Here is a 22,250-nt window from a genome sequence, read left to right as displayed (position 1 = left end):
GATAGACGAGGCTTCTTTTTATCCAATTAAGTTATACAAACGGATATTTGGGTGCTTATCCTGGAACCAGCGGAGCGCAAAGTCGTTTTCAAACAGGAATACAAGCTTGCCATGACGGTCGCGCACAAGCGTGCTGCGCGAAGACGACATGGCATCGGTAATATCCTCTTCGTTTTCAATCCAGCGGGCAATTTTTTGGCCGATTGGCTCCATGCGCACTTCTGAATTGTATTCGCCGATCATCCGGTGCTCAAATACTTCAAATTGGAGCTGCCCGACAGCCCCGAGAATATACTCTTCTGTACGGACCGTTTTATACATTTGAATAGCGCCTTCCTGTACAAGCTGCTCGATTCCTTTGTGGAAGCTTTTTTGCTTCATCACGTTTTTCGCCGCCACTTTCACAAAAAGCTCCGGAGTAAACTGAGGCAGCTTTTCAAATTGGAAAATCGGCTTGCCGCCTGTAAGGGTATCGCCAATTTGGTACGTTCCAGTATCGTATAGTCCGATGATGTCCCCACTAACCGCTTCATTGACCGTACTGCGGTCGTCCGCTAAAAATTGTGTGGACTGGGACACCTTTGTTGTTTTTCCTGTCCGGGCGAGTGTAACCGCCATACCGCGCTCAAATTTGCCGGAGCAAATACGCAGAAAAGCAATCCGGTCACGGTGAGCGGGGTTCATATTTGCCTGGATTTTAAAAATAAAGCCGGAAAACTGTTCGTTCAGCGGATCAATTTCTCCTGCGTCAGCATTGCGCGGCTGTGGCGGCGGCGCAAACTGCAGGTACGTTTCTAAAAATGTCTGTACGCCGAAGTTTGTCAGTGCGCTGCCGAAGAAGACAGGTGATAATTCACCTGAATTAATTTTTTCCCGAGAAAACTCATTGCCTGCTTCTTCGAGCAGTAAAATATCATCCATCGCTTCTGTGTAAAGAGAAGATTCTTTAATAGGGTGGTCAACCGCAATATGCCCCTCTTTATCAAGCGGCAAAAAACGGTCCGCTTCTTCTGTGCGGAATTGTTCAACCCGCTTGTTATAACGGTCGTAAATGCCAAAAAACTCTTTCCCCATGCCAATCGGCCAGTTCATCGGATATGACTGAATGCCGAGCACCTCTTCAAGCTCTTCCAGCAGTTCAAGCGGCATTTTCCCCTGGCGGTCCAATTTATTAATGAACGTAAAAATCGGAATGCCGCGCATGCGGCATACTTTAAATAATTTGAGTGTCTGGGCTTCAATCCCTTTTGCCGCATCGACAATCATCACGGCACTGTCAACCGCCATCAGCGTCCGGTACGTGTCTTCCGAGAAATCCTGGTGACCCGGTGTATCCAAAATGTTTACATTGTACCCTTCATAAGCAAACTGCATAACAGAAGAGGTTACGGAAATCCCCCGCTGCTTTTCGATTTCCATCCAGTCAGATGTAGCAAATTTTCCTGTTTTCTTTCCTTTTACCGTTCCGGCGTCACGGATTGCACCGCCGAATAGAAGCAATTTCTCTGTCATCGTCGTTTTCCCGGCATCCGGGTGGGAGATAATTGCAAAGGTTCGTCTCGATAATACATCTTCTTTAAATGATGCCATTTCTGTTCTTCCTTTCTTTCCTTACACGTTTATATTCTGTTAAATCAGATAAGCTATATAAGTAAGTATTATTTTAATGTTGCGTCTTTTTCTAAACAGTTGAATAGCCAACGCTGTTAATTATAAACTAGTCAGATGTGGATGTGTAAAGAAAATTAAAGGAGTGTTTAAAATGTCGTTCCTCTGGGGACTATTTGGGGTTGTAATCGTATTAGGGATTGGATTTCTTTTCTCGACCAATCGAAAGCGCATCAACTGGCGGACTGTACTTGGCGGCCTTGCTTTCCAGCTTGTTTTTGCATTTGTTGTTTTAAAATGGAGCTTCGGGCAAAAAATGATGCTGAAGCTAACAGAAGTCGTCAACGCAATTACTGGCTATGCTAATGAAGGGATTAATTTCTTATTTGGCGGCTTATATACAGAACAATCTGGGATTACATATGTATTCGCCTTAAATGTTCTTCCTGTTGTTATCTTTTTCTCGGCCTTGATTTCTGTTTTGTACTATTTAAACATTATGCAGTTTTTTATTAAAATAATTGGCGGTACCTTGTCCGCTATACTCGGTACACGAAAAGCAGAGTCGATGTCGGCTGCTGCCAACATTTTTGTCGGGCAGACGGAAGCCCCGCTTGTGATTAAGCCTTATATTAACAAATTGACAGAATCAGAATTATTTGCCGTTATGACAGGCGGACTTGCATCCGTTGCGGGCTCTGTTTTGATTGGCTACTCCCTTCTTGGCGTGCCTCTTGAGTATCTACTTGCTGCAAGTTTTATGGCTGCACCGGCTGGGCTTGTCATGGCTAAATTATTTGTTCCAGAAACATCTGCGGAACCTGAGCCAAAAGAATTTAAAATGGAATCAGATGAAGATGCTGTCAACGTAATTGATGCAGCTGCTAAAGGAGCGAGCGTCGGTCTTCAGCTTGCCCTGAATATTGGCGCCATGTTACTAGCTTTTACGGCTATTATCGCTCTTGTCAACGGCCTGCTTGGCTTAATCGGCGGATGGTTCGGATTAGACAGCCTCTCTCTTGAGATGATTCTTGGCTACCTTTTCGCGCCAATTGCCTTTGCCATCGGTGTTCCTTGGCATGAAGCTGTTACAGCCGGCAGCTTTATCGGACAAAAGCTCGTTGTAAATGAATTTGTTGCTTATTCTAATTTTGCCCCGCAAATCGACAGCCTGACTCCGAAAACAGTCGCTGTTATCAGCTTTGCGCTTTGTGGGTTTGCGAATATTTCTTCATTAGCAATTCTAATTGGCGGACTTGGAAACCTAGCTCCCTCCCGCCGTGCTGACATTGCCCGCCTCGGCTTGAAGTCAGTTATAGCAGGTGCTCTTGCTTCCCTGCTCAGCGCTGCGATTGCCGGTATGCTTCTTTAATTGTTTGGCCGCTTCTTTTCACAGGGAAATGATAGAAGAAACTCAATCTGACCCGAAAAGGAGCGATTCTTAATGGAACCGGTCTATAGTGTGACCGTTAATGCAAAGGGCGGACGGGAAGGAAGCGTCTGGACAGAAGAGGGACCGCTGAACCTTGAGCTGACCACTCCATCCATATTAGGCGGCCAAGGACAACTGCGGACAAACTATCTTGAGTTATTTGGTGCTTCAATTGCTGCCTGCTAACAAAACGCCGTGCAGCAGGCTGCCGGCATTGATGATCATGCAGATGAAACGTTTGTTGATGTTGCTGCACAGGTTGATGTATTGAAAGACCCTGAGAGGGGCGGCCACCGTCTCAGCATTATGCTTTATGTGAAATTTTACGGAGGCCGATTTAATGAACTGCTTGATCAGCGTGTAATGGATGAAGCCAGTGGGTTCGGTCCGCTGATTAAAGCACTCGAAGGTGAATGTGATTTTGCCATTCGGAAATACTAAAGAAAGAGCGATCGCTCTTTCTTTTTCTTTTGTCTTGACTGTGAAAATATTGTCAATTAATTTTTATTCATTTTTTTGGTTTGATCTATTTGATATCGGGAATACATAAACCATCAAAGCATTACAAATAACTTTACCAGGAGGAAAACATCATGGGCTTTATTATCTTCTTAATTGTCGGTGGAATCATCGGCTGGTTAGCAGGACTTATTCTAGGTAAGGATATTCCAGGCGGAATCATCGGCAACATTATTGCAGGTATTATTGGCGCATGGATTGGCGGCGCAATCTTTGGCGATTGGGGACCAACCATCGGTGGAATGGCCATTATTCCAGCTTTAATCGGCGCTATCATCCTTGTTGCCATTGTAAGCTTTATCCTAAAAAAAATGCGTCACGCTTAATAAAAAACGTCATCCTTTTAAAAAGGATGACGTTTTTTTGCATTAATCTTGAAAAGCCTGTTCAAAATCCCGGATTAAATCATCTGGAGATTCCAGCCCAACGGACAGACGCAGCAATCCGTCTCGAATGCCACGCTTGTCCCGTTCCGCATCCGGCATAGCCGCGTGGGACATTTTTGGCGGGTATGACAAAATAGATTCAACCGCACCAAGACTAACCGCAAAAACTGGAATTTTTGCGCGGGCAGTAAAACGGCGCACCGCATCTGCATCTTCCAGTTCAAATGACAGCACAGCGCCGCCGCCTGCTGCCTGACGGAAGTGAACAGAATGGCCTGGGTGCTCAGCAAGACCTGGGTAATACACATGCTTAACTTTTGGGTGAGAAGCCAGGTAATGAGCAATTTCAGCTGCCCCTTTTTGTGACTGCTCCATCCGAACTGATAATGTCTTTAATCCTCTCAGCACAAGCCAGCAGTCCTGAACGCCAAGCACCGCTCCAAACGAGTTTTGCAGCGCATAAAATTGAGCAGCTAATTCTTCGTCTTTTGCTACAGCGAGACCGGCAAGCACATCACTGTGCCCGGACAAAAATTTTGTTGCACTATGAAGAACAAGATCTACACCAAGCTCAATGGGCCGCTGCAAATAAGGAGTCAAAAAAGTGTTATCTAAGAATGTCAGGCATCCGTTCGCTTTAGCGAGTTTCACAACGCCCTCAATATCGGTTACTTTGAGCAGCGGATTAGACGGCGTTTCCATGTAAAGCACTTTTGTATTCGGCTGAATAGCTTTAGCAACAGCATCCAGATCTGTCATATCGACAAATGTATGTTCAATGCCAAAGCGTGTGAGCACGGATGTAACCATCCGGAACGTGCCGCCGTATACGTCATCTGTCACCACTACATGGTCGCCTTTTGATAAAAGCATAAACGCTGTAGAGATAGCCGCCATACCGGAAGCGAACGCAAAACCACGCACGCCGCCTTCCAATTCAGCAATTGCTGCCTCTAGCGTTTCACGAGTCGGATTGCCGGACCGGCTGTAATCATACTGGCCAAACGAATCAAAATCAGACTGATGAAACGTAGATGCATGCTGAATTGGCACACTGACCGCGCCGGTATTTGGATCAAATTTATGATTGTTATGAAGTAATTTGGTTTGAAATGTATAGTCGCTCAACTCGTTGTTCATCCCTTCATTTTTTGAAATGCCTGCTCGAGATCTGCAATTAAATCCTCCGCATGTTCGATCCCGATTGAAAAACGTAAAAGCCGGTTACAGACGCCGTTTGCAACACGGATTTCTTCCGGTATATCCATGTGGGTTTGCGTGGCTGGATATGTCATAAGACTCTCTACGCCGCCCAGGCTTTCCGCAAAGGAAATAATCTGCAAGTTTTGCAGGAATGCATTTACCCACTCTTCTGACCGTAAGCGGAATGACAGCATACCGCCCTGTCCCGGATATAGAACGTCTGTAATATCATCATGCTCTTTTAAAAATGACGCAATTTTTTGACCGTTTTCTGTATGCTGCTTCATACGCAGGCTGAGCGTTTTCATACCGCGGACAAGCAGCCAGGAATCAAATGGCGCGAGTACGGCACCGATTGCATTTTGAAAGTCAAAAACACGAGCAGCCAGTTCTTCACCTTTTACAGCAATTAAGCCGGCCAGCAGGTCATTATGCCCGCCAAGATATTTCGTGGCGCTGTGAAGAACAATATCGGCACCCTGCTCAATAGGGCGCTGCAGCACTGGAGTATAAAATGTATTATCCACAATCAGCAGCAGACCGTGTTCTTTTGCAAAATCAGAAACGGCCTTGATGCTGATTTCGTTCATAAGCGGGTTGGTCGGCGTTTCCAAAAAGATCGCTTTTGTTTTCTCGGTTACCAATTTTTTTGTTTCACTCAATGACTCAAAGCTGTCATATGTAAAGTCGAGACCAAACTTTTTCCAGGCTTTTTCAAATAAGCGGTACGTGCCGCCGTACAAGTCAGCTGATACTAAGAAATGATCGCCCGGCTCAAACAAAGACATTAAAGTATGGATAGCGGCCATGCCGGAAGAAAAAGCAAATCCTGCATCTGCTCCTTCAAGATCAGCGATCGCTTTTTCGACGACTTCGCGGGTTGGGTTTCCTGTCCGCACGTAATCATAGCCTGTTGACATGCCAATTCCCTCGTGGCGATAAGCTGTTGAAAAATAAACAGGCGGATTAACTGTTCCAGTTGGATTGTTTGTACGGTTGCCGAGTTGGGCAAGCTTTGTTTCAATATTTGTCATTTCTATCGCTCCTTTTAATATAAAAAAAACAAGCCTCCATGGAAGAAGGCTTGTTTTTACACTTCTTCTCATCTCCCGGACGGTGTCAGTCCGCTGGATTTAGCACCTTTGCCGATACGGCCGGTTGCTGAAGCATCGTCGGGCCAGTCCCTCCGCTTCTCTTGATAAGGTTTGTTTAATTGATCTTATTTTCTAAATGTACAGTAAAAAAGAAAAGAACACAACCCTTTTATTTATCGGGACATTTTTTGCCCGATTCTATTTACAACCCTTCTGAAAAGCGATACAATACAAAAATAAATTTTCAGAAAATTTGAATCAGTTTCCGGTTTGCGTTGCTATGAAAATTAGAAAACTGAACAGAAAAGGGGAATCACATTGAAAGATTTACGTCAGGATGCACTTGATCTTCATCGTCACTATCAAGGAAAGCTGGAAACAGCAGCGAAAATGGGGGTTACAGACTTAAACGATTTAAGCCTTGTTTATTCGCCAGGCGTTGCTGAACCCTGCCTTGAGATTCACGAAAACCCAGAAAATCTGTATGAGTATACGATGAAAGCCAACACAGTGGCAGTTGTATCAGACGGTTCAGCTGTTCTCGGATTGGGAGATATCGGCGCACATGCTTCCCTTCCCGTAATGGAGGGAAAAGCCATTTTATTTAAAAATTTTGGCGGTGTGGATGCTTTTCCGCTTTGCATTAATAGCAGCGACCCAGAAGACATTATCCGAACTGTAAAACTTACTGCTTCATCCTTTGGAGGCATTAATTTAGAAGATATCAAAGCGCCCAACTGCTTTTTGATTGAGGAGCGTCTCAGAAAGGAAATGGATATTCCTGTTTTTCATGACGACCAGCACGGTACAGCGATCGTTACAGCTGCCGGTTTAATTAATGCGTTAAAGATTGTGGACAAGTCCTTTTCTGATATCAAAATTGTTATTAATGGTGCTGGTTCAGCTGGTATAGCCATCGCTAAACTGCTTCAGGCATTTAACGTAAAAAATATTATTATGTGTGATACGAAAGGAGCGATTTACGAGGGACGGACCGCTGGGATGAATCCGATTAAAGAAGAAATTGCTTCGTTTACCAACCCGGATAAAGTGAGCGGACCGCTTGAGGAAGCTGTAAAGAACAGCGATGTGTTTATCGGTGTCTCTGCTGCCGGAGCGCTGACACCGGCTATGATCCAGACGATGAAGCAGGATGCGATTGTTTTTGCAATGGCCAACCCAACGCCGGAAATTCTGCCGGCAGATGCCAAAGCAGCCGGTGTACGCGTGATCGGCACAGGCCGCTCCGACTTTCCAAATCAAGTCAACAATGTTTTAGCTTTTCCGGGCATTTTCCGAGGGGCGCTTGATACACGGGCTTCAGATATCAATGAGGAAATGAAAATGGCTGCTGCTTTTGCCATTGCCTCTCTTGTAGGCGATCAAGAACGCTCTGAGGAATATATTATTCCATCTGCATTTGATCCACGTGTAGCACCGGAAGTGGCTGCTGCTGTCGCGCAGGCAGCGATGGATACCGGCGTTGCACGAAAACATGTTTCCGTTGAAGCAATCCGCCATAAAACGTACCAGCTTTCTTCCCTTCAAGTAAAGCCGGCAGCGATTTCGCTTTCTTAAATCGTTATACAAAAAAATCCTTCTATTTAGGGTTTTTTCAGACCGTGGACAAATTATATGAACGATTGTGCACATGAATGGGGTGGATCGGCGGCGGCGCCCAGGCAGCTCCGCTTTCCATGGGGCAGGCACGGCCCATAGGAATCTGCGCTGCCCTCCCGCCGAAGTGGCTTGCGACAAGATTGTACAGAGCTCATAAGGTCGTATCTTTCTGTTTAAATAAAGAGAGAATTTCTATTCAGTTCTTGCTTATGGATCATCAACACTACTTAGTGAAGCCTGCCGGACGAAGACTCCTGCGGGAAGTACAGTGAATCGGGAGACCCCGCAGGCGCAGCCGAGGAGACTCCCGCACTGCCCGAGGAACGCGAAGTCCGGCAGGCTTCACTTATCGGCTCTTTTTTAAAAGCAAAAGACTTTATCTACACACTGAAAAAAAACCCTTTTATTTAGGGTTTTTTTTCATATAAGGCTTTTTATGGCATATAAATTAAGGTAATGTAAATAAATATCATTTAATTATTAATTTATTGTAAAGTTTGTGTTAAGATATAAATAGAAGTATTGACAAATGGAATGGAGGAAGGAGTGGAATGAGCTATGACAGTAGCTGAATTTTACGGAGGAGTTGAGTATTCTGTTACGCAATTTGCGATACAGCTTACAAACGAAATAAAGGAAAAAATCGTTAAGCGCGATTTATTTTATAAAGAGCAAATTACCCACTATATCGAATGCCACGCATTACGCTTTATTCAATCATTAACCCTCTCACCGGCCGTTTCAGCTGTGATGAAAAAGGAAATCATCCATCATGTGCTTTTCAAGCTGAAACCGGTTATGAACCGTCATATTGTTTTCCAAGTAATCAAATAAAAAAGCACCCGCGACGGGTGCTTTTTTCGTTACCATTGATGTTTACGCCGATTGATTTCACGCCGATTGTAAATTTGTTTTTTTTGTTCTGATTTTCGCAGTCCGTCTTCAATTTTTGCAGAGACAATGCCAAGGAGAATGCCTAGCAGGGCACCTGCCCCTACTTCGACCGGCTGGTGGCCGAGCAATTCCTTTAATTCTTTTTCGCGCTGCACGTATTGAAAACTCGGAAATTCACCGGAAAATTTAGCAAGATTGTCTTCAAGATCATTGACCAGCTGGGCAATTTCTCCCGTATGACGGCGGATGCCTTGAGCATCATACATTACAATGACACCAAAAACAGTTGCTAATGCTGTTTCCGTGTGGCGCCACCCTTTATTTGCAGCCACATAAGAAGCCAGTGCCGACACGCCGGCCGAGTGAGAGCTTGGCATACCGCCTGTTGTAAAAGCTTGTTTTACATCCCAATTGCCACTTACTTTTTTATGAGTAAAGATTTTCAGCCCTTGCGCAATGCCGATCGCTGACAGCGCTGTTAAAATACCACGGTTCATTTTTTCCATTCCTACGCCTCCACTTCGCTTGTGCACATATCTTCTCTTTTTTTCATACCCAAAACCTGGCTCTAATATGCAAACAAGCTTCATTTTGTTACGTAGTGATGATGAGATAAATAGCTTTTTCTTGAATAGAAATGGCAGCAGGCGTTGCGCCAATTACTTCACCATCAACCATTACCGGCACCGGCCGGCTCGTTTGAACCATGATGCTTTTGCCTTTTTTATAGGTAACCCCTGCACGCAGTACCGGGTCCCCTTTCATAAGAAGCGGAAACAGCCGAAAAAGCAGCCGTCTTCTCGACACAGTATGCACAAGTGTAACGTCGGCTACTCCATCAATAGGATGGGCATACGGGCAAATGACAAGCCCTCCCCCATACAAAGACGTATTGCCGCTTGCGATCATCCAGGTGCGGTCTGATATGTATTGATCCTGATCAATCGTAACAATGCTTTTAAATGGCTTGTAGCGAATAATGGATGAAAGGGCGCTCAGCTTATAAGATAGGCCGCCTGTCCCAAGTTTATGAAGCGTTTTTTTATAAAAAGCCCGGGCTGCCTGTCCGGCAATATGAGCATCCAGACCAATACCGGAAACCGTCAGCCCAAAGCTGTTGTTGACTTTCAATACATCGATCTGCTGCGGAGTTTTTGACAGCAGTCCTTCTACAAAGGCATGCGGATTTTTCGTCAGGCCAAACATACGGGCGAGATCATTCCCCGCCCCGGCTGGGAGCAAAGCTGCCGCTGTATCCGTGTAAACAAGGTCCTGTATAACCGCGTGAAAGGTTCCGTCGCCGCCGATCACCGCCACAGCTTTTATCTTTTTTTCTTTCATCCGCTTCCAAATAAACTCACGGGCTGCTACGTCCGAATCTCCCACAAGCGCTGCATAAGGAATCTGTTTCTTTTTTAAAATACCCTCAACTTTTTTCCACAAAAAAACCGCCTGTCCGTTTCCGGAAGACGGGTTGATAATAAATAGGTACATTGCTTCACCCGGCCTCGTTCTAAATACGTTTTTCTTATCATAGCACGAAAAAAGGCCTGCTGGTTTGCTTTTTTATAAGAAGTTGTTTTTTAAAAGTACTGCAGCGGAAGCAGGATTTTCAGCCAGGCTGATGGCCGTAATCACAGATACTCCGTCGGCTCCGGCCCTGATGACCTCTTCCGCGTTTTCAAGCGTAATGCCGCCAATACCGACTACTGGAAACTGGGGATAACGCTCTTTCATACGGTGGATTAAGCCCGTGCCTGCCACCGGGCGGGTATTCGTTTTCGTTGCGGTGGCATATACTGGACCGGTCCCGACATAATCAGCTCCATCTTTTATCGCTTGTTCAAATTCTTCCATCGTATGAACGGATACTCCGACAATACCGCCTTTTAGCTTCTCACGTACGATGGATGCCGCTTCATCTTCCTGGCCAATATGAACACCGTCTGCACCAATGTCGACGGCAAGCTCAATATCATCATTGACAATAAACGGGATGCCTGCTTCCCGGCAGATCGTCTGAAGGCGCTGCGCGGTTTGTTTTTTGGCAGCTCCCTTGAGCGCATCCTTTCCTTTTTCCCGGAATTGAAACATCGTAATGCCGCCGGCAATGGCTTCCTGCAAGATCGTTTCAATCGGCCGCGGGCAGTTCGGCGTACCGGCAATAAAATACACAGCCAGCTGCTCATTTCTCATAGCTGTCCTCCCCGCTGGCGATGTGCCCAATGATTAGTCGGCCCATGGCCTTCTCCGATATGAAGACCGTCTTCAATCGCCGCCTGAATAAAAGATTTAGCCGTTTGCGCCGCCGCGTGGACAGATGCACCCTTTGCGATTTCCGCCGTCATAGCCGCTGAAAAAGTACAGCCGGTCCCGTGAGTGTCTTTTGTATCAATCCGCCGGCCGGTAAACATGTGGAACGCCTCCCCGTCATATAAAAGGTCGGATGTTTGATCTCCTTCCTCATGACCGCCTTTAATCAAGACGTTTTTCACCCCGTAAGAAGCAATCCGCTTTGCCGCTTCTTTTTTATCGGCTTCTGAACGAATGGTCATTCCTGTCAGCACTTCTGCTTCAGGAATATTAGGGGTCACAACAAGCGCAAGCGGAAGCAAAACCTTTTTCAATGCTTCAGATGCTTCCTTCTGCAGCAATGAAGCACCCCCTTTGGCAATCATCACAGGGTCAATGACAAGATTTTGGCACTCGTATTTCCGGAGTGTCCAGGCAGCGGCTTCAATAATGCCAGCCGAAAACAGCATCCCTGTTTTCACGGCATTTACTCCGATGTCTGACAGTACCGCTTCAATTTGCTTTTCTACGGCTTCAGCTTCGATCGGATACACACCGTGTACGCCGAGTGTGTTTTGTGCTGTAACAGCCGTTAAAGCGGACGTGCCGTACACACCCAATTCTTGAAATGTTTTTAAATCCGCTTGAATGCCAGCGCCGCCTCCGCTGTCAGATCCTGCAATTGTTAATGCTTTGGCTACTGTCATATTAAAGCACCTCTACTTTTCCGTTTTCGATCATGTCCTGGCTGCTCGTTTGGTAAAGTTGATTGATAAACCCGGCAGCAAACGTACCCGGTCCGTCCGCACCCGGCGCAGCGGCAGCACGTTCCGCAGCCACACCATAAAAGGACAGCGCTGCTGCAGCTGCTTTTGCGTAGTTTTTTTCAACCGCGCAGAAAGAAGCAATTACAGCCCCAAGAAGACAGCCTGTCCCTGTAACGCGCGTTAAAATAGGATGGCCGTTTTGAATGGCATATGCTTCTTCCCCAAACACACTGTCTTCCTTGCCGGTAATCACACAAGTAAGGTTCAGCAGTTCGGCTGCTTCCCTTGCCAGTCTGCGCACATCTTCATTTCCACCGCCGTCTACTCCTTTTACTTCAACGGACCGTCCGCACAGCACGGCAACTTCTCCTGCATTCCCGCGCAGTACATCCACTTTTACCTCTGATAAAATGCGCTTGGCGCTTTCTGTGCGAAATGGAGTGGCTCCTGCCCCAACGGGATCAAACAAAATAGGAATCCCTTTTTCATTCGCTGCTTTCCCTGCTAAAATCATGGCTTCTACCTTAGAAGCTGAAAGTGTACCGATATTGAGGACAACGGCAGACGCAATACGAGCCATATCTGCTGCTTCTTCCACGGCATCAGCCATAACCGGGGAAGCACCCAGTGCAAGCAGGCCGTTTGCCGTAAAGTTTGTCACAACAGTGTTGGTTAAATTGTGAATAAGCGGCTTTTCCGCTCTTACTTTTTGGAGCAGCTGAGCTGCATCGTGATTATTCATTAGAAATGATCCTTTCGTTGAAACATTTTTGTTTTTTTCAAGCGGACGGCCAGGAGAAGACCAAGCACGGCCCCTGTCACGCTGCTGATGAGAAATGCCGGCATAAAGGCAAATGCGGCTGCTTTCATACCGAGAAATAAGTTGGCGATCGGTACAGATACAAGCGAAGCGATCACGCCGGTTCCTGCTATTTCTCCCACTGCGGCAAGAGAAGGCTTCTTCCATTTTTGATAAGCATATCCGGCCAAAACGGCACCAATCATACTGCCTGGAAAAGCGAGAATCGTTCCAAGCCCTAATAGATTACGAACAGCTGCAATTAAAAAAGCGATGATGACTGCCGGGCCGGGACCGAGCAAAATGGCCGCCAGCACATTGATGGCATGCTGGACGGGAAAGGCTTTCGCCGCCCCTGCCGGAAACCAGATAAAGGTGGCGCCGAGAACGCCAATTGCGGCCAGGAGAGACATTACCGCCATTTTTTTAGGGGTAAACAACTGATTTTTCCTCCTTCATACAAAAAACGGCTCAGCAATACGCTGAACCGTTTTTTCGTCAGTGATTGCTACTTCCCTACGCCGGCATGATCCGGATCAGGTTATTGGGGTTAAGGACATTCCTCTCTCAGCCTGAAGGCACCCCCAGTAGGCTTTTATGTATGATGTGTTTTATTTTTACACAGTTGTATGAACCTCGTCAACTGCACATCCGAAATACTCATTTTTTCCATAAAAAAACCGGCAAAAGCCGGCTTTAGTGCATCATTACGCGTCGAATACTTCTACTTTCTCCATTACATCGCCATTTTTCATAGACTTTACAGCTTCGATGCCTGATGTTACCTGGCCAAAAACAGTATGAACGCCATTCAAATGAGGCTGTGGCTCATGAACGATAAAGAACTGGCTGCCGCCTGTGTCTCTTCCTGCATGTGCCATAGATAGAGACCCTTCCTGATGTGTATGCGGGTTTCCTTCTGTTTCGCATTTGATTGTGTAACCCGGACCGCCCATTCCTGTTCCAGTCGGATCGCCGCCCTGGCTTACAAATCCCGGAATAACACGGTGGAATACAACACCGTTATAAAATCCTTCATTCGCTAGTTTCTCGAAGTTTTCTACTGTACCTGGTGCTGCCTCCGGAAACAAGTCGAATTCGATTTTCGCTCCGTCTTTCATTTGAATATAGCCTTTTTTCGCCAAAGTAATCGCTCCTTTAAATTTAATCTTCCTTATCATACCACGCACCATTCGATTTTAAAACAAGAGTGTTTTGGAGCAGAAATGTTTTCCGCTTTCATCGATTCTCGTTTTCTCTTATAATAGAGAGAGACTAAAAAGGGAGTGTGATGTCGATGTTAACACGTCCCGGACTGTGGTGGAAAGCAGCGATTGCTTTTTCGCTGCTCATAGCGGCCGTTGTATTTTTATATGTACGGGATACGAATCAAGCGACTGTCGTTCCGTTTTCATCGGTTGAATCTATTATTCAAAAAGAAAACGGAAAAGTAGTTGAGCTAGAGGAGCATCCTGACGGCAAGCTGCATATTTCCACACAAAACGGCGAGTTTACTTCTTATATTTCTCCGGGAAGCGATGCGGTTGACCAATTGAACAAAACATACAATATTCGCTATGAATATGTAAAAGCCAATCCATATGAAAGCTGGATTATTGTACTTGTTCTGTTAACAGCATCAGCCATTGGGTTTTACATTTACCGAAAAAAAGGCGGCGGAATGGGTGTGGCTCACTCGATGAAAAACAGCCTTTCACAGGCCCGTCCCCTTCCAGATATTACGCTTAATGATGTCGGCGGTCTTGCGGATGAGATGAAGGAAGATATTCTGCAGACGCTGTCGATTTTAAAAGAAAGAGATTTATCTACCCGTCTGGGTCTTGAACCGCCGCGCGGTATTCTTCTATACGGCCCGCCGGGAACAGGAAAAACGCTGCTCGCTCAGGCTATTGCCCGTGAAATTGGCGCTTCTTTCTTTTCATCAAGCGGTTCCGCTTTTACAGAGCTGTTCGTCGGTGTTGGTGCATCGCGTGTGCGCAGTTTGTTTACAGAAGCACGCAAACAAAAACCAGCTGTTATTTTTATTGATGAAGTTGACGCATTAGCCGGGCGCCGGAAAGCACACGGCGGCGAGGAAGGCGAAAAAACACTGACCGAGCTGCTTGTCCAGCTTGATGGCGGCCTTGACAATGATGGTATTCTGTTTATCGCTGCGACAAACCGGCGCGACATGCTTGATGAAGCCTTTCTCCGCCCCGGCCGTATTGATTTCTCGTTCCATGTGACTTTGCCGGATGCAAAAGGACGGAAAGAAATTATTGATATTCACGCCAAAGGAAGAAAATTAACCGACAACGCCGCCGCCATGCTTCAGGATCTGGCAGAGTCTACCGTCGGCTTTTCCGGAGCTGAATTGTCGGCGCTGTTTGAAACGGCAAGCCGCAATGCCATTCGAAGCGGGCGTGATACGATTGGAAAAGAAGATTTTGACTATGCACTTGACCGAACCATTCTGGGCACAACAACACGGCCGCTTGCAGACCCTGCTACAAAGCGGCGTGTCGCGATTCATGAAGCCGGCCATGCCCTAGTAGCTGCTCTCACGAAGCCCGGTTCTGTCCGCAAGGCTACGATCATTCCGCGTGGACAAGCGCTTGGTTATGTTGCTCCTGTGCCGAAAGAGCTTCATTTATCAACGGCCAGCGAATTGATTGACCAGGTGGCTATGATTCTTTCAGGCGGGGTAGCAGAGCGCCTTTACCTTGGCGAGCATTCAATTGGCGTAAGCGGTGATGTTCAGCAGGCAAAACAGATCTTAGAACGCATGGTAGATACCGGTATTTTCCAGGATCGTTTTTCCCTGACATTCCGTCAAGCAGACAAGGAAACAAAAATGAATGAGCTGTTTGAAGTCGCACTCGAACGGTCCCAAACATTAATTGAGGAAAACCGAGAGGCGTTCGAACGGCTCGTAGAAGATTTAATGACCAAAGAAACGCTTGAAGGCACAGAAATCGAAATGCTTATTTACCAGCACTAAAAAAAGCCTCCTTTTAAAAGGAGGCTTTTTTGTTATAGCACCTTGCTTAAAAAGGCTTTCGTCCGTTCGTGCTGAGGAGCATCAAATAGCGCTTTCGGTTCGTTTTGTTCCACTACATAGCCATTATCCATAAAAATAACCCGGTCGCCCACTTCACGGGCAAAGCCCATTTCATGCGTTACGACAATCATGGTCATCCCGTCCTTAGCCAGCTGCTTCATGACTTCCAGCACTTCCCCAACCATTTCAGGGTCAAGAGCCGATGTTGGTTCATCAAACAGCATGACCTTCGGCTCCATCGCAAGTGCACGCGCAATCGCCACACGCTGCTTTTGTCCCCCGGAAAGTGAATCCGGATAAGCAGAGGCTTTTTCGGCAAGACCTACTTTGTCCAGCAGGACCCGCGCTTTTTCTTCTGCTTCTGCTTTTTTTATCCCCCGCACATTGATGGGGGCGAGTGTAACATTTTCAAGAATCGTTTTGTGAGGGAATAAGTTAAAGTGCTGAAACACCATTCCTACGTCTGTTCGAACCTCGTTAATATTTGTTTTCTTATCGGTTAAATTTTTTCCATCAATGATTACGTGCCCGCCATCAATTGTTTCCAGCATGTTTAAGCAGCGGATAAGCGTTGATTTTCCTGATCCGGATGGACCAATAACCACTACCACTTCCTGCGGTGATACATCAAGGGAAATGTCTTTCAGCACTTCATTATCACCAAAAGATTTTTTTAAGTTTTTAACGCTTATCATCAGTGCTTAATCTCCTTTCAACATAATTCATCAAGTAGGTAAGTGACAGTGTCAGTACAAGATAAATAAGTGCAACGGTCAGGTACGGCTCCCATACACGAATATACTGGCCTGCCGCAGCACGGCCCCAATACATCAGTTCAGGCGCAGCCAGCACCGAACCGAGTGAAGATTCTTTTAGTAACACGATAAATTCATTGCCGAGCGGCGGAATTACACGCTTAAACGCCTGCGGCAAAATAACGAGTTTCATCGCCTGCACGCGCGTCATCCCAAGAGAGCGCGCAGCTTCCATCTGCCCTTTATCAATAGATTGAATACCTGCCCGGAAAATTTCCGCAATATATGCTGCCGCATTCAGAGACAATCCAATCACAAGAGATACAACGGGATTAGAAGGCGACATAAACAACGGTACTATCCCAAAATGAATAATTAATAGCTGAACAAGGAGCGGTGTTCCCCGGAAAATATTAATATAAATATTAAAGGGAAGACGAATCCATCTATTAGTTGACATTTTTCCGAGCGCGATAAAAAGCCCGAGTACAAGCCCGGCAAGCACACCGGCAAGGGAAACACCGAGCGTAACTTTTAAGCCCTGCAGAAAAAACGGCATATAATCTGTGATAATATCAAAACGAAAATCCATTTTTTTCTCTCCTTTCATAGAAAATGGCTGTCCGTTAAGAAATGGACAGCCGTTTTTTTATTGCGCTGCTTTTTTTAAAGTTTCCATATCTGGCGCTTCATCAAACCATTTTTCGTAGATTTCAGCGTATTTACCGTTTTCGTAAAGCGTATTTAATGCTTTGTCAAAATCGTCCTTATACTCGCTTCCTTTCGGGAAAGCAATACCGTAGTATTCAGCTGCAAACTGATCATCTGTGACCGTTTTAACACCGGCATTCGGATTTGATTTTTCATATTCAAGTGCTACTGCAATATCTGTTACTACAGCTTCAACGTCTCCACTTTGAAGAGCTTGGAACATCAGAGCGGCTGTTTCATATTTTGAAATAGCATTGTTGTTTACACCCACGATGCTTTCAGCTGCAAATTGTCCAGTTGTTCCATTTTGAACGCCAATTTTCTTACCTTTTAAATCTTCCGCTGCTTTAATGTCTGTTCCTTCTTTGTAGACGATCATCGTTACGGATTCAAAATATGGAACAGAGAAATCATATGTTTCTTTACGTTCATCGGTAATAGTAATGCCCGACATGCCGATATCAAGCTGTCCGCTTTGAAGACCGGCAAGCATGGAATCCCATCCTGTATTTTGAATGTTGACGTCATAGCCAGCTTCTTCTGCTGCGGCATTTAAAAGATCTACGTCAAATCCGGACACTTCACCTTTATCCATAAATTCAAACGGAGCGAATGTAGCTTCCGTTCCAACATTAAGTACCTTTTTCTCTTCAGAAGGACTGCCGCCCTTTTCTTCTTCTCCGCCGCCGCACGCTGCTAACAGCAAAGCAGTGCTGGCCATGATAGCGGCTGCTGCTTTTTTAAATGAATAGGTCATCTAAAAATCCCCTTTGATTTTTTTATATAGTACGATAATACTCTTTTCACTTTAAAAACTCAATCATTTTTTATGCATTTATTTATTTTTATACATGAATATTCATCGAAAATGCGCATTTTTTGCATTTTATTACAGAATACTGAATAGATTTTGCATAAAGAACGAATTTTCTGAATAGTATTAAGTAAAGCGGAATGCTCTTTTATTCTGTACAAAAATACGCAGTTCATGCTTCCTTAACTTCTTATTGACAATGATTATCATTCCCTTTAAGATGAAAGAAGAACGACGATGGAAAGAGGGAGACTGCATGAATGGAATGCTTCACGGACTCAAAGACATCCATATGGTTATCGCCAACAGCCGAAAGCTAGGTGGTGCTGCGGAAGCCGAGTCGATTACACTTTCATCCGGTGAAACATATACCAATCCGGTTTTTACAAATGTTGATTTGTCCCAGGGAAAATACATTTCGTTCAGCTTTGTGGCAGATAGCGGCGAAAACGTTACAGCACACGTTGATCAAATCGGCGTCATGCGGGGACTTCGCCATAAATTGATCTGCCAGCTTCAAAATGCAGCCGTTCGAGAACTAATGACAGAAGAAACCCTTCGCTACTTGCGTAAGCTGTGTGAAGTAAATGAAGGATTTGTCACTCATTCCTTTAAAAAGGAAGCATTAAAGCTTGTACGGGACGTCAGTATAGACGAACTGGAAAAGCGGCATGTTCATTTGCCATTTGCGATTGAATCGAATGTAGTTGCCATCCATACGAAAAAATTTGCTTAATATATAACAGGCCTTGTTAAAAGGCTTTTTTTTTATGTGAAAAACAGGGTGCCAAATCGGCTTCCCTGTTTTTTACGCTTCTCTCATGACCGTCTGGCAGGCCAGCCTGCGTAAAGAAGCGCCGAGCTTTTTTTGTTCGGCTTCATTTTTAGGTGAGAGAAAAGCTTCTCCTGAAAGAATGTCCACAGCACATCGGCCGCATGTTCCTTTACGGCATTTGTAATCTATGCTGCACCCTTGTTCAAGCGTCGCATCGAGCAGTGTAACACCCGGCTTGACTGATACAGTGCAGGAGGCTTCTTTTTGCTTCCATTGGACAGCGGCTGCCAGCTTATCGAGAGATGGCTGCTCTTCTTCCGCCAGGCGGGCCGGCGGCTCCAGCGGTACACGCCGTGTTTCCCTGCCTGGAATGAGCGAACCGACCGTCCACTCCCTATTCATCATCTCTTGGGTCGGCGAATGTACAAATTGCAGATGGACGTTTGATCCGGAGCACTGCCGTTTCGTATACACGGAATGGGTGGTTCATTCCTTCTTCGCCGAGATAAGCGGTTTCGAAATCTTCCGATACCGCCAAATCAAGATTATTACGTCCTGTATTCACAAGCACACCTGTTTTTCCTTTTAAAACAGGCGATTGAAAAACGCCGCCTGTTACAAGCTCACGCACATGCTCAATTTCGAGCACGTTTGTATCGCGGTGTACCCGGTGCAGCAGTGCATACAGCTCTGGCGACAGAACAAGCGCATACGGACCGTTATGGTTCATCTCCATCAGCTTTCCACGTGCTTCCACTACGTCCTGGAATGCGGTTCCGGATTCGTACCAATTGCTGATTAAGTGTGTCTGGCGTCCTTTGACATTCATTAAACCAGGTATGTCAAACTGGGCCGCGCCATGAAAAATCATTTCGTCTTCGAGCAATGCCACATCACGTGCTGCATTGGCTGCTGCGGAAAAGTCGATCGGAATATCAAGTGCTTTTGCCTGCTCAATGTCACGCCAGTACAAAACAAAATCCTTATATAACATAGGAATGGTATAATTGACGCGCTTGGATGATTCCACTTCCGTGTCAAACGATCCCTGCAAATCCATATGAGCTGCGCTTTTTTCGGAAAAAATGTCTGTGTGAATGCTCTGTACGCCGCGTCCAAGCGGGCCGTACAACTCAATGAACCGCCGGCCTGTTAATTGCCCCCTGGCCGCTTCAATCATAATTTGCTCCAGCTGATCAAAGTCAGCCTCTGATAGTGGTGCGTCTGGATATAAGTGTAATTTGCTCATCAACTCTTCCTCCTACTTTGAAATAAGGGACCCTACTGTAAATGTCCGCTTTGGTCCTGCCGGTTTTGCCAGAAGCGCCGCCGATGTATGCACATGGGAATGATGATCGCTGTGTGCATGATGGTTTAAATGATCCCCATGCTCGTCATGATGCGCATGTGGGTCTGTGTATCCTGTGTCAAAGCGTTTGTTAATGCCGGCAAGCTTTTCTTTTACAAACTGATAACTTTTATAATTGGATTCGCGCATTTGGGACAGCTTGGCCTGGCGCTCCGCATCTTTAAATTGAAAAAGAGCAAGATCAAGATGCTCCACAAAGTTATGCAGGCCGAACTTTTCAAGATTCAATTCCTGCAGCAGCCGGTTGAACGTATTGTTGGACGGTGTGAAATCGCCTCCCCGCCCGGCCTGAAAGGTTTCAATCAGCGGGATCAACTCGGCAAGCCTGGCAAGCCGCTGTTCCTCTTCTTCAAAAATATGGTGATAATACAGCCGCTCGTGGTCATCTTTTGCATTGTTAATAACCGGATCGAGCATTGCCATAAAACTTTCAATATCTTTTTTAGTGCCGGTAAAGATATCATAAAATTCACTTAATTCTTCCTTCACGAGACGCACCTCCTAGTGTACCTTCTTCCATTATAATCGCTGCTTTTTACAGGGGCAAAGATTACATGAAAAAAAGCGCCGATTTTGGCGCTTTTTCGGGCCGTTACAGCTGCTCCTGCGGCTGCGCTTTAACGGCTTCAATATTTTTCATTTTATTATCCCAGCAGGCCTGGCTTAAATCGACCGGATATTCTTCCGGATTAAGCGCCCGCTTGTATTCGCTCCATAATAGCGACAGGTTATCCGCCGTCCGGCTCCGGATCGTGTGGATATCGGGCAGTTCATATACACGCGTGCCGTTGATGAAAATCGGTTCATGCAGTTCGCGCGCTTCAAAATTGGTCACAAATTTGCTGACAAAGGTGTGTACAGGATGAAACATTTTCAGCCGCTCGGCATGCTGTGGATCTTCATGTTCCATCGCAATATAATCCCCTTCCGCTTTGCCATTCAGCTTATTGATAATGCGGTACACGCGTTTTAATCCAGGTGTTGTCACTTTTTCTGGATTGGCTGACAGCTTGATCGTATCCGTCATCCTTCCGTTGTCATCTTCAATCGACACCAATTTATAAACGGCGCCAAGAGCAGCCTGGTCATACGCGGTAATCACCTTTGTACCGATACCCCATACATCAATTTTGGCACCTTCAGCTTTTAAGTTCATAATTGTGTATTCATCCAGATCATTGGACGCCACAATATGCGCTTTTGGAAACCCTGCTTCATCAAGCATTTTACGTGCTTCCTTGGAAAGATAAGCCATATCGCCGCTGTCGAGGCGGACACCAACGAAGCGAATCTGGTCTCCCAGCTCTTTTGCGGCCCGGATCGCTGCCGGCATACCAGACTTGAGCGTGTCATACGTATCTACGAGAAACACACAGTCACGATGCCGCTCTGCATATTTGCGAAAAGCTGTGTATTCATCTTTGTACGTTTGCACAAGTGCATGGGCGTGCGTACCGGAAACAGGAATGCCAAACAGCTTGCCTGCCCGGACATTGCTTGTTGCGTCAAAACCGCCGATATAAGCAGCCCGCGTTCCCCATACTGCTGCATCCATCTCGTGCGCCCGGCGCGAGCCAAATTCCATTGCCGTTTCGTCGCCAAGCACCTGTTTAATCCGAGATGCTTTCGTGGCGATCAATGTTTGATAGTTCACAATATTAAGCAGGGCGGTTTCGACAATTTGAGCTTCCGCCAGCGGCGCCTCAATACGTAGAATCGGTTCGTTTGCAAAGACAAGCTCACCTTCCTGCATGCTTTTTAACGTGCCTGTAAACCTCATGTTTTTTAAATAAGCTAAAAAATCTTCCTTGTAGCCGATATCGCGCAAATAGTCGATATCGCTCTCTGAAAAATGAAAATTCTCCAAGTAATCGATAATTTTTTCTAATCCGGCAAAAACACCGTATCCGTTTCCGAATGGAAGCTTGCGAAAATATAATTCAAATACGGCTTTTTTTGTATGGATGCCATCATGCCAGTACGTTTCGGCCATATTAATCTGATAAAGGTCGGTATGCAAGGCAAGGCTGTCGTCTTCATATCGTGACATTATTTTTACTCCCTTTGCTTTTCCATCGTGTTTCATTCCTATTATCCTACACCTTTTTGAGCGTTCCGGCAACTTGTCCCGGACTATTTCTTGTGACAACC

Annotated in this window: 25 protein-coding genes and 2 riboswitches; of the genes, 8 read left to right on the top strand and 17 right to left on the bottom strand. The window is 45.8% G+C overall.

Going from position 1 to position 22,250, the window contains the following annotated elements; all coding sequences use genetic code 11:
- Window positions 1-18: 18 nt before the first annotated feature.
- Complete coding sequence (locus tag RG959_RS06950) at window positions 19-1,590, bottom strand: peptide chain release factor 3 (protein WP_242232208.1); 1,572 nt, start codon at window positions 1,588-1,590, stop codon at window positions 19-21.
- A gap of 172 nt (window positions 1,591-1,762) precedes the next feature.
- Here RG959_RS06950 and RG959_RS06945 point away from each other — a divergent pair, with 172 nt between their 5' ends.
- The 4 genes from RG959_RS06945 to RG959_RS06930 all read left to right on the top strand — a co-directional run bounded on the left by RG959_RS06945 (window position 1,763) and on the right by RG959_RS06930 (window position 3,885).
- Window positions 1,763-2,980 carry a NupC/NupG family nucleoside CNT transporter gene (locus RG959_RS06945; protein WP_309086953.1) on the top strand — a complete coding sequence of 406 codons (1,218 nt, stop codon included), beginning with the start codon at window positions 1,763-1,765 and terminating at the stop codon, window positions 2,978-2,980.
- 72 nt (window positions 2,981-3,052) lie between these two features.
- The gene (locus RG959_RS06940; protein ID WP_342796510.1) at window positions 3,053-3,226 is read left to right on the top strand and encodes a hypothetical protein; all 174 of its coding nucleotides are present in this window, start codon (window positions 3,053-3,055) and stop codon (window positions 3,224-3,226) included.
- A gap of 9 nt (window positions 3,227-3,235) precedes the next feature.
- Window positions 3,236-3,481, top strand: a complete 246-nt coding sequence (locus RG959_RS06935) for a hypothetical protein (protein ID WP_342796509.1) — start codon at window positions 3,236-3,238, stop codon at window positions 3,479-3,481.
- A gap of 152 nt (window positions 3,482-3,633) precedes the next feature.
- Window positions 3,634-3,885: a GlsB/YeaQ/YmgE family stress response membrane protein gene (locus RG959_RS06930; protein WP_050181614.1), complete on the top strand. Its 252-nt coding sequence runs from the start codon at window positions 3,634-3,636 to the stop codon at window positions 3,883-3,885.
- Window positions 3,886-3,927: 42 nt separating this feature from the next.
- On the opposite strand, the gene metC is transcribed toward RG959_RS06930, so the two are convergent.
- Window positions 3,928-5,073 (bottom strand): cystathionine beta-lyase, encoded by a 1,146-nt coding sequence (gene metC, locus RG959_RS06925; RefSeq protein WP_342796508.1) that lies wholly within the window; start codon window positions 5,071-5,073, stop codon window positions 3,928-3,930.
- Between the two features lie 8 nt (window positions 5,074-5,081).
- Window positions 5,082-6,182 carry a methionine biosynthesis PLP-dependent protein gene (locus RG959_RS06920; RefSeq protein ID WP_309086949.1) on the bottom strand — a complete coding sequence of 367 codons (1,101 nt, stop codon included), beginning with the start codon at window positions 6,180-6,182 and terminating at the stop codon, window positions 5,082-5,084.
- A gap of 65 nt (window positions 6,183-6,247) precedes the next feature.
- Window positions 6,248-6,353: riboswitch (SAM riboswitch) on the bottom strand.
- 207 nt (window positions 6,354-6,560) lie between these two features.
- Here RG959_RS06920 and RG959_RS06915 point away from each other — a divergent pair.
- Both RG959_RS06915 and RG959_RS06910 read left to right on the top strand, forming a co-directional pair.
- Window positions 6,561-7,820 carry an NAD(P)-dependent malic enzyme gene (locus RG959_RS06915; RefSeq protein WP_342796507.1) on the top strand — a complete coding sequence of 420 codons (1,260 nt, stop codon included), beginning with the start codon at window positions 6,561-6,563 and terminating at the stop codon, window positions 7,818-7,820.
- 600 nt (window positions 7,821-8,420) lie between these two features.
- Window positions 8,421-8,696 (top strand): hypothetical protein, encoded by a 276-nt coding sequence (locus RG959_RS06910; RefSeq protein ID WP_342796506.1) that lies wholly within the window; start codon window positions 8,421-8,423, stop codon window positions 8,694-8,696.
- Between the two features lie 29 nt (window positions 8,697-8,725).
- Here RG959_RS06910 and RG959_RS06905 read toward each other — a convergent pair whose 3' ends face one another.
- The 7 genes from RG959_RS06905 to RG959_RS06875 all read right to left on the bottom strand — a co-directional run bounded on the left by RG959_RS06905 (window position 8,726) and on the right by RG959_RS06875 (window position 13,759).
- Window positions 8,726-9,262: a divergent PAP2 family protein gene (locus RG959_RS06905; protein ID WP_251270404.1), complete on the bottom strand. Its 537-nt coding sequence runs from the start codon at window positions 9,260-9,262 to the stop codon at window positions 8,726-8,728.
- Window positions 9,263-9,350: 88 nt separating this feature from the next.
- Entirely contained in the window at window positions 9,351-10,250 is a 900-nt protein-coding gene (locus tag RG959_RS06900) for a diacylglycerol/lipid kinase family protein (RefSeq protein WP_342796505.1), read from the bottom strand.
- A gap of 72 nt (window positions 10,251-10,322) precedes the next feature.
- Window positions 10,323-10,952 carry a thiamine phosphate synthase gene (thiE, locus tag RG959_RS06895; RefSeq protein WP_342796504.1) on the bottom strand — a complete coding sequence of 210 codons (630 nt, stop codon included), beginning with the start codon at window positions 10,950-10,952 and terminating at the stop codon, window positions 10,323-10,325.
- Window positions 10,949-11,755, bottom strand: coding sequence for a bifunctional hydroxymethylpyrimidine kinase/phosphomethylpyrimidine kinase (gene thiD / locus RG959_RS06890; protein ID WP_342796503.1), 807 nt, complete (start codon window positions 11,753-11,755; stop codon window positions 10,949-10,951). Before thiD ends, thiE begins: the two co-directional genes overlap by 4 nt.
- 1 nt (window position 11,756) lies before the next feature.
- Window positions 11,757-12,557 carry a hydroxyethylthiazole kinase gene (gene thiM, locus RG959_RS06885; RefSeq protein ID WP_342796502.1) on the bottom strand — a complete coding sequence of 267 codons (801 nt, stop codon included), beginning with the start codon at window positions 12,555-12,557 and terminating at the stop codon, window positions 11,757-11,759.
- Window positions 12,557-13,054, bottom strand: a complete 498-nt coding sequence (gene thiW, locus RG959_RS06880) for an energy coupling factor transporter S component ThiW (RefSeq protein WP_342796501.1) — start codon at window positions 13,052-13,054, stop codon at window positions 12,557-12,559. The genes thiM and thiW overlap by 1 nt, the downstream gene beginning before the upstream one ends.
- A 56-nt stretch (window positions 13,055-13,110) precedes the next feature.
- Window positions 13,111-13,210: riboswitch (TPP riboswitch) on the bottom strand.
- Window positions 13,211-13,321: 111 nt separating this feature from the next.
- The gene (locus RG959_RS06875) at window positions 13,322-13,759 is read right to left on the bottom strand and encodes a peptidylprolyl isomerase (protein ID WP_242232222.1); all 438 of its coding nucleotides are present in this window, start codon (window positions 13,757-13,759) and stop codon (window positions 13,322-13,324) included.
- 152 nt (window positions 13,760-13,911) lie between these two features.
- On the opposite strand from RG959_RS06875, the gene RG959_RS06870 reads away from it, so the two are divergent.
- Window positions 13,912-15,615, top strand: coding sequence for an AAA family ATPase (locus RG959_RS06870; protein WP_342796500.1), 1,704 nt, complete (start codon window positions 13,912-13,914; stop codon window positions 15,613-15,615).
- A gap of 32 nt (window positions 15,616-15,647) precedes the next feature.
- On the opposite strand, the gene RG959_RS06865 is transcribed toward RG959_RS06870, so the two are convergent.
- From RG959_RS06865 to RG959_RS06855, 3 genes are read right to left on the bottom strand one after another with little or no spacing between them, the layout of a single operon-like run.
- On the bottom strand, window positions 15,648-16,370 hold the full coding sequence (locus RG959_RS06865) for an amino acid ABC transporter ATP-binding protein (RefSeq protein WP_342796499.1): 723 nt from the start codon (window positions 16,368-16,370) through the stop codon (window positions 15,648-15,650).
- On the bottom strand, window positions 16,357-17,022 hold the full coding sequence (locus RG959_RS06860) for an amino acid ABC transporter permease (protein WP_251270411.1): 666 nt from the start codon (window positions 17,020-17,022) through the stop codon (window positions 16,357-16,359). Before RG959_RS06860 ends, RG959_RS06865 begins: the two co-directional genes overlap by 14 nt.
- A gap of 57 nt (window positions 17,023-17,079) precedes the next feature.
- The gene (locus RG959_RS06855; protein ID WP_242232226.1) at window positions 17,080-17,898 is read right to left on the bottom strand and encodes a basic amino acid ABC transporter substrate-binding protein; all 819 of its coding nucleotides are present in this window, start codon (window positions 17,896-17,898) and stop codon (window positions 17,080-17,082) included.
- A gap of 313 nt (window positions 17,899-18,211) precedes the next feature.
- Between RG959_RS06855 and RG959_RS06850 the strand changes: the two genes are divergently transcribed.
- Window positions 18,212-18,691 carry a hypothetical protein gene (locus RG959_RS06850; protein WP_342796498.1) on the top strand — a complete coding sequence of 160 codons (480 nt, stop codon included), beginning with the start codon at window positions 18,212-18,214 and terminating at the stop codon, window positions 18,689-18,691.
- 72 nt (window positions 18,692-18,763) lie between these two features.
- On the opposite strand, the gene RG959_RS06845 is transcribed toward RG959_RS06850, so the two are convergent.
- The 4 genes from RG959_RS06845 to RG959_RS06830 form a co-directional block, all read right to left on the bottom strand.
- Window positions 18,764-19,132 carry a 2Fe-2S iron-sulfur cluster-binding protein gene (locus RG959_RS06845; RefSeq protein ID WP_342796497.1) on the bottom strand — a complete coding sequence of 123 codons (369 nt, stop codon included), beginning with the start codon at window positions 19,130-19,132 and terminating at the stop codon, window positions 18,764-18,766.
- Window positions 19,125-19,979 carry a family 1 encapsulin nanocompartment shell protein gene (locus RG959_RS06840; protein ID WP_251270415.1) on the bottom strand — a complete coding sequence of 285 codons (855 nt, stop codon included), beginning with the start codon at window positions 19,977-19,979 and terminating at the stop codon, window positions 19,125-19,127. Before RG959_RS06840 ends, RG959_RS06845 begins: the two co-directional genes overlap by 8 nt.
- A 12-nt stretch (window positions 19,980-19,991) precedes the next feature.
- Complete coding sequence (locus tag RG959_RS06835) at window positions 19,992-20,588, bottom strand: IMEF encapsulin system ferritin-like cargo protein (RefSeq protein ID WP_342796496.1); 597 nt, start codon at window positions 20,586-20,588, stop codon at window positions 19,992-19,994.
- Between the two features lie 103 nt (window positions 20,589-20,691).
- Window positions 20,692-22,149 carry a nicotinate phosphoribosyltransferase gene (locus RG959_RS06830; RefSeq protein ID WP_285879132.1) on the bottom strand — a complete coding sequence of 486 codons (1,458 nt, stop codon included), beginning with the start codon at window positions 22,147-22,149 and terminating at the stop codon, window positions 20,692-20,694.
- Window positions 22,150-22,250 lie beyond the last annotated feature (101 nt).

The organism is Domibacillus sp. 8LH (assembly GCF_038806185.1).
Classification (GTDB): domain Bacteria; phylum Bacillota; class Bacilli; order Bacillales; family Domibacillaceae; genus Domibacillus; species Domibacillus indicus_A.
This window is presented reverse-complemented; position numbering and strand designations above follow the sequence as displayed.

What these genes read in the sequence shown, in the direction of transcription:
- RG959_RS06950 (WP_242232208.1), bottom strand. Translation starts at nt 1,590, where the DNA reads ATGGCATCATTTAAAGAAGATGTATTATCGAGACGAACCTTTGCAATT.
- RG959_RS06945 (WP_309086953.1), top strand. Translation starts at nt 1,763, where the DNA reads ATGTCGTTCCTCTGGGGACTATTTGGGGTTGTAATCGTATTAGGGATT.
- RG959_RS06940 (WP_342796510.1), top strand. Translation starts at nt 3,053, where the DNA reads ATGGAACCGGTCTATAGTGTGACCGTTAATGCAAAGGGCGGACGGGAA.
- RG959_RS06930 (WP_050181614.1), top strand. Translation starts at nt 3,634, where the DNA reads ATGGGCTTTATTATCTTCTTAATTGTCGGTGGAATCATCGGCTGGTTA.
- RG959_RS06920 (WP_309086949.1), bottom strand. Translation starts at nt 6,182, where the DNA reads ATGACAAATATTGAAACAAAGCTTGCCCAACTCGGCAACCGTACAAAC.
- RG959_RS06910 (WP_342796506.1), top strand. Translation starts at nt 8,421, where the DNA reads ATGACAGTAGCTGAATTTTACGGAGGAGTTGAGTATTCTGTTACGCAA.
- RG959_RS06905 (WP_251270404.1), bottom strand. Translation starts at nt 9,262, where the DNA reads ATGGAAAAAATGAACCGTGGTATTTTAACAGCGCTGTCAGCGATCGGC.
- RG959_RS06900 (WP_342796505.1), bottom strand. Translation starts at nt 10,250, where the DNA reads ATGTACCTATTTATTATCAACCCGTCTTCCGGAAACGGACAGGCGGTT.
- thiE (WP_342796504.1), bottom strand. Translation starts at nt 10,952, where the DNA reads ATGAGAAATGAGCAGCTGGCTGTGTATTTTATTGCCGGTACGCCGAAC.
- thiD (WP_342796503.1), bottom strand. Translation starts at nt 11,755, where the DNA reads ATGACAGTAGCCAAAGCATTAACAATTGCAGGATCTGACAGCGGAGGC.
- thiM (WP_342796502.1), bottom strand. Translation starts at nt 12,557, where the DNA reads ATGAATAATCACGATGCAGCTCAGCTGCTCCAAAAAGTAAGAGCGGAA.
- RG959_RS06870 (WP_342796500.1), top strand. Translation starts at nt 13,912, where the DNA reads ATGTTAACACGTCCCGGACTGTGGTGGAAAGCAGCGATTGCTTTTTCG.
- RG959_RS06865 (WP_342796499.1), bottom strand. Translation starts at nt 16,370, where the DNA reads ATGATAAGCGTTAAAAACTTAAAAAAATCTTTTGGTGATAATGAAGTG.
- RG959_RS06860 (WP_251270411.1), bottom strand. Translation starts at nt 17,022, where the DNA reads ATGGATTTTCGTTTTGATATTATCACAGATTATATGCCGTTTTTTCTG.
- RG959_RS06855 (WP_242232226.1), bottom strand. Translation starts at nt 17,898, where the DNA reads ATGACCTATTCATTTAAAAAAGCAGCAGCCGCTATCATGGCCAGCACT.
- RG959_RS06850 (WP_342796498.1), top strand. Translation starts at nt 18,212, where the DNA reads ATGAATGGAATGCTTCACGGACTCAAAGACATCCATATGGTTATCGCC.
- RG959_RS06845 (WP_342796497.1), bottom strand. Translation starts at nt 19,132, where the DNA reads ATGAATAGGGAGTGGACGGTCGGTTCGCTCATTCCAGGCAGGGAAACA.
- RG959_RS06840 (WP_251270415.1), bottom strand. Translation starts at nt 19,979, where the DNA reads ATGAGCAAATTACACTTATATCCAGACGCACCACTATCAGAGGCTGAC.
- RG959_RS06830 (WP_285879132.1), bottom strand. Translation starts at nt 22,149, where the DNA reads ATGTCACGATATGAAGACGACAGCCTTGCCTTGCATACCGACCTTTAT.